Source organism: Pradoshia sp. (genome assembly GCF_051873915.1).
Classification (GTDB): Bacteria; Bacillota; Bacilli; order Bacillales; family Pradoshiaceae; genus Pradoshia.
In genome coordinates this window covers 1-3,704 of record NZ_JBJEFJ010000019.1, presented here as the reverse complement: position 1 = coordinate 3,704, position 3,704 = coordinate 1, and the positions used below count along the sequence as shown (strand labels likewise).

Here is a 3,704-nt window from a genome sequence, read left to right as displayed (position 1 = left end):
CAAAATTCGAATACGTTTTCCTTCTAATAATAAATCTTCTTCACATTGCCGTTATGCTTTTGAAAATGCTTATTATAGGCCACTAGTGTCGCGATTGTGGCAATCGGATAGATGAACACGAGTGAGCTGTAATGGGCATAATCATAAAAGTTGAAATGGAACAGCAGGTAAGCGAATGTGTGTATAACGAACATCCGCAACTTTAGTTGATGGCTTTCCTTGATGTTCAGGAAGAACAGGCCGAGCATCAAAATGGTGATGCTTAGCACCATGATGCTGTAGGAGGCCATAAACATAGCCCAGTTCTTATAGAACATGACAGGAATCGTGCCGATAAAGATGAGGGTGAAATAACACCCTAGCAGCATTAGTGAGTATTTGACATATTTCATGGAGCTGTGCCCCCTTATTGGTTAAGCAGCTTGGTACGCATTTCTCTGTTCATGTCATCGAGTTTTGCGACAAATTCCTTGCTGCTTGAAATGATTCTTCGGCTGGAAGCCTCTTGTGTTTCAATCGCCGAGTAAATATCTTGGTAGGCCTTTTGCAGCTTCTCCAAGGAGACGGATGGGTTCTCGAGCAGTTTCGTTGTCTTCTCCGTATTGTCCTTGAGCATTTGCGCATTGGCCATGATCATGTTTTCGGTTGCCTCATTCACATCATTGATGGCTGTGATGATTTTTTGTTGGTTTTGAAGGGCCAAATGAATCGCTGATGTGACCGGCGCCAAGTTCTTGGTCGTATCAATCGCATTGCGGATGGCTTCCTTCAGCTTGTCATTGTTCTTCTTGATGATATCAACGGAAGCAAGTGATTGCTGAAGCACGTTCACCATTGAGCTCATGTTTTTCGTACGGACAATGATTTTCTCCTGTGCTTCATTGACAATTTGTGTCTTCCCTTGCCAATCAGGCTCGTTCCGTTTATCCTCTATCATTTGGAAGAGGTTCTTGCCCATGAAGATTTGCTTCTCAAGCAAATAGATCTTGTCATGGACATCCTTTTTGATGACTTCAAGCTCCGCATTGTCTTCTTGGAGCATATCGCGTCCGCGAAGCAGGGATTGGACAATCTCGTCAATGTTCTTTTCGACGGATTGATATTTCGCCACATATTTATCCGTGGACTTCCTGCGCATGAACTTTGGCATAATCTTTGCTAAGCCCTTTGCCTCCAACGAATTCGGGTTTAATTCATTCACCGCTTCACGAAGCTTGAGTAAATTATCCGGAATCCCGTGGCTGTCATCATTATCCATCATATCCTTCACCGGACGGCGAAGGCTGTTTAAGGATTCCCCGGCAAGACGCTGTTCATTGCCGCCGAAATTATTAAGCTGCTCAAGAATGGCGTCCACCTGAGAAGAATCGGTATCATTAATCTTTTGGACGACATCATTCGCTTCATCATTCAGCTTTGCCATATCCTCTGGCTTGATGACGGATTCAATCACTAATTCATCCATATCTCGTGTTTGTTCACTCATTCCTTCTACTCCTCTGATTCTAGATTATTGATCATATCGTTCATCAATGGTTGATAACGTCTTCTTCAAATCAAATTCTCTCGATGTATCAATATGCCGGCGAATCTGGGTAATCCGCTCTTGAACCGTGATCAGGCGATTTAACGTATCGTGCTCGAATTTCTCCTGCTGCTTCCGCTCAAGCTCAGCGAAATCATCCAAGAGCTTGCGAAGATCCCTGATAATCGTTTCTTTCACTTGATATTGATAGTCAACATCCGCAATCTCATCAAAATGCTCAAGCAGATAGGCTAGTCCGGGAATGATTTGGGTAAAGGCATGATCGATTGGCGATGTTAGGCGATTCGCCTTTCTCGCTTCTTCCAGCTCATCAATCAAGGAGGTAAAGTCATTATTGTCTAAATAAACCTTTGTCGCTTTCTCCGGCTGGAAGTTAACAATGGCCCATTTCAGGAACTGTTCAATATGCTCCCGGTCTTTTGCATTTTTCACGATGCTTTCAGAAATGGTTTTCTCCGTAAATAGACGTGTTCTCGTGTCAAAACGGACATCCAGCAAAGGCTGATGGGTTTTCTGCCTTTGGGCGCTGATTGTTATATAATCAGGACCTGCCAGCACATTAATCGCATTTGGTCCGGACTCATATACATAATGCGCATACCGGTCATCAAGCTGCGTACACACAAATTGATCTTTTTCACTCTTTTTCACTAGTTTTTTCATGACATTCGCGATTCGGTCCTGCTTCGGCTCACCCGATTTAGCGTCCTGAAGCAATACGGCCGTCGTAGCTCCGACCAAACCGAGAAGGATAACATAAAACATCAGAGTCACCCCTTTCTAAGGCTATTTTATCATACTATCTATACGTTCAAACAGAGCATTGGTTTCAAAATATCACTGGAAAGACTTTCGTATTGAAGGTTAGGCAAAAACTTGTCATCGAAATAGAAGAACGGATATAGTACGATTAGAGTAGAACAACTACTAAAGGGAGGCAAATGAATGAACGATTTTTTCTGGATTGGCCTCGGCCTTGCCGCATTAGGGTATTTCATTGGTGAAGGCCTGCGTAATTTTAGGGGCTCAGGGAATCCATGGGGTGATTCCTTCGATGACGAAGAGCCTCTCATGATCAAGAAAAAGGATTTACATTATTACATAGGCATTAAAAAAGAGGATGTTGATGCATTCATTGCCAAGTATCCAGCCATTCCGCATATTGTCCTAAATGGAAATACATACTTCCCGCATAAAAAATTACTGGAATGGATGGAATCAGACGACTTGTCCAATGACTAAATGAAAGCCCATGCTCCGAGTTGCATGGGCTTTCATTCAAAAGGACGTTCGCTCATAATGCCAAAACGGATTATTCTCATGCGGGATCTTCTTGACAACCTTTCCGTGATTCAGCCATTCAGCCAAATCAAAATATTTATGATAGTCCCCCAGCTCGTTCTCAAGATCTGTCGCGACCTTTTGTTCGCTGAAGTAAACGACACTATCCAAATGCCCTAACGGCTTTGCCGTAAAGCAAACCTTATTCTCAAAAGGCAGCGCATCAAACCGCTTAATGCATTCCTCCGTGCAATGATACTGATCACTCATCTTAATGAATAGGTTATCCCAATTCATCCGGTCAACCCGTTCATTCCACTTCTCTAACGCTTCCTGCCTGTACCGGTATTTGATAAAATGAATCTCAATATCCCCGCCCAATAGTCCAATCGGATAATTCTCCTCACGCCACCCGTATTTCGAGTACAGGGTAAACTTCAGCCGCTGACTCATATAATACTGGAAATTCTCTAAAAGGCGTATATAATCCGGCGCATAAATATACATCCCAATAAACGGGCTCTTGTACTCCATCCCTAAATCTCGATAGACTTTCTCTCCCCATTCATTATTAGATACAATCGTAAAATCCTGGTTCGTCACTTCATTTCTTAAACGGGAATGAAAAAGTGCACTCGAGGCTTTATGAAAGAACCCTTTCATACTCTTAGCCATCTGAACCACCTCTTCTCCGTAGCCTCTTCTTACCATATACTATGCATACCATGCACAACCTGTTTACCATTTACCAAACTAGCTCAATGAATAATCTGAAAATATCGAATCTTATATATTTATTATACAATAAAAACGGTATCCCCATAAAATATACATACCCTGTTTTTCGTGGGAATATTGGAAAAGTAAGGACGCTGTA

Annotated in this window: 5 protein-coding genes; 1 reads left to right on the top strand and 4 read right to left on the bottom strand. The window is 42.5% G+C overall.

Annotation, left to right across the window (positions count from 1 at the left end; genetic code table 11):
* Nucleotides 1-23: 23 nt before the first annotated feature.
* From ACI35L_RS01945 to ACI35L_RS01935, 3 genes are read right to left on the bottom strand one after another with little or no spacing between them, the layout of a single operon-like run.
* The gene (locus tag ACI35L_RS01945; RefSeq protein WP_049671174.1) at nt 24-392 is read right to left on the bottom strand and encodes a hypothetical protein; all 369 of its coding nucleotides are present in this window, start codon (nt 390-392) and stop codon (nt 24-26) included.
* A 14-nt stretch (nt 393-406) separates the two neighbouring features.
* On the bottom strand, nt 407-1,486 hold the full coding sequence (locus ACI35L_RS01940; RefSeq protein WP_049671175.1) for a toxic anion resistance protein: 1,080 nt from the start codon (nt 1,484-1,486) through the stop codon (nt 407-409).
* 24 nt (nt 1,487-1,510) lie between these two features.
* On the bottom strand, nt 1,511-2,311 hold the full coding sequence (locus tag ACI35L_RS01935) for a hypothetical protein (protein ID WP_049671176.1): 801 nt from the start codon (nt 2,309-2,311) through the stop codon (nt 1,511-1,513).
* Between the two features lie 180 nt (nt 2,312-2,491).
* On the opposite strand from ACI35L_RS01935, the gene ACI35L_RS01930 reads away from it, so the two are divergent.
* Nucleotides 2,492-2,788: a hypothetical protein gene (locus ACI35L_RS01930; RefSeq protein ID WP_049671177.1), complete on the top strand. Its 297-nt coding sequence runs from the start codon at nt 2,492-2,494 to the stop codon at nt 2,786-2,788.
* A gap of 36 nt (nt 2,789-2,824) precedes the next feature.
* Here ACI35L_RS01930 and ACI35L_RS01925 read toward each other — a convergent pair whose 3' ends face one another.
* Entirely contained in the window at nt 2,825-3,502 is a 678-nt protein-coding gene (locus ACI35L_RS01925) for a DUF1919 domain-containing protein (protein ID WP_439802138.1), read from the bottom strand.
* Nucleotides 3,503-3,704: the final 202 nt, after the last annotated feature.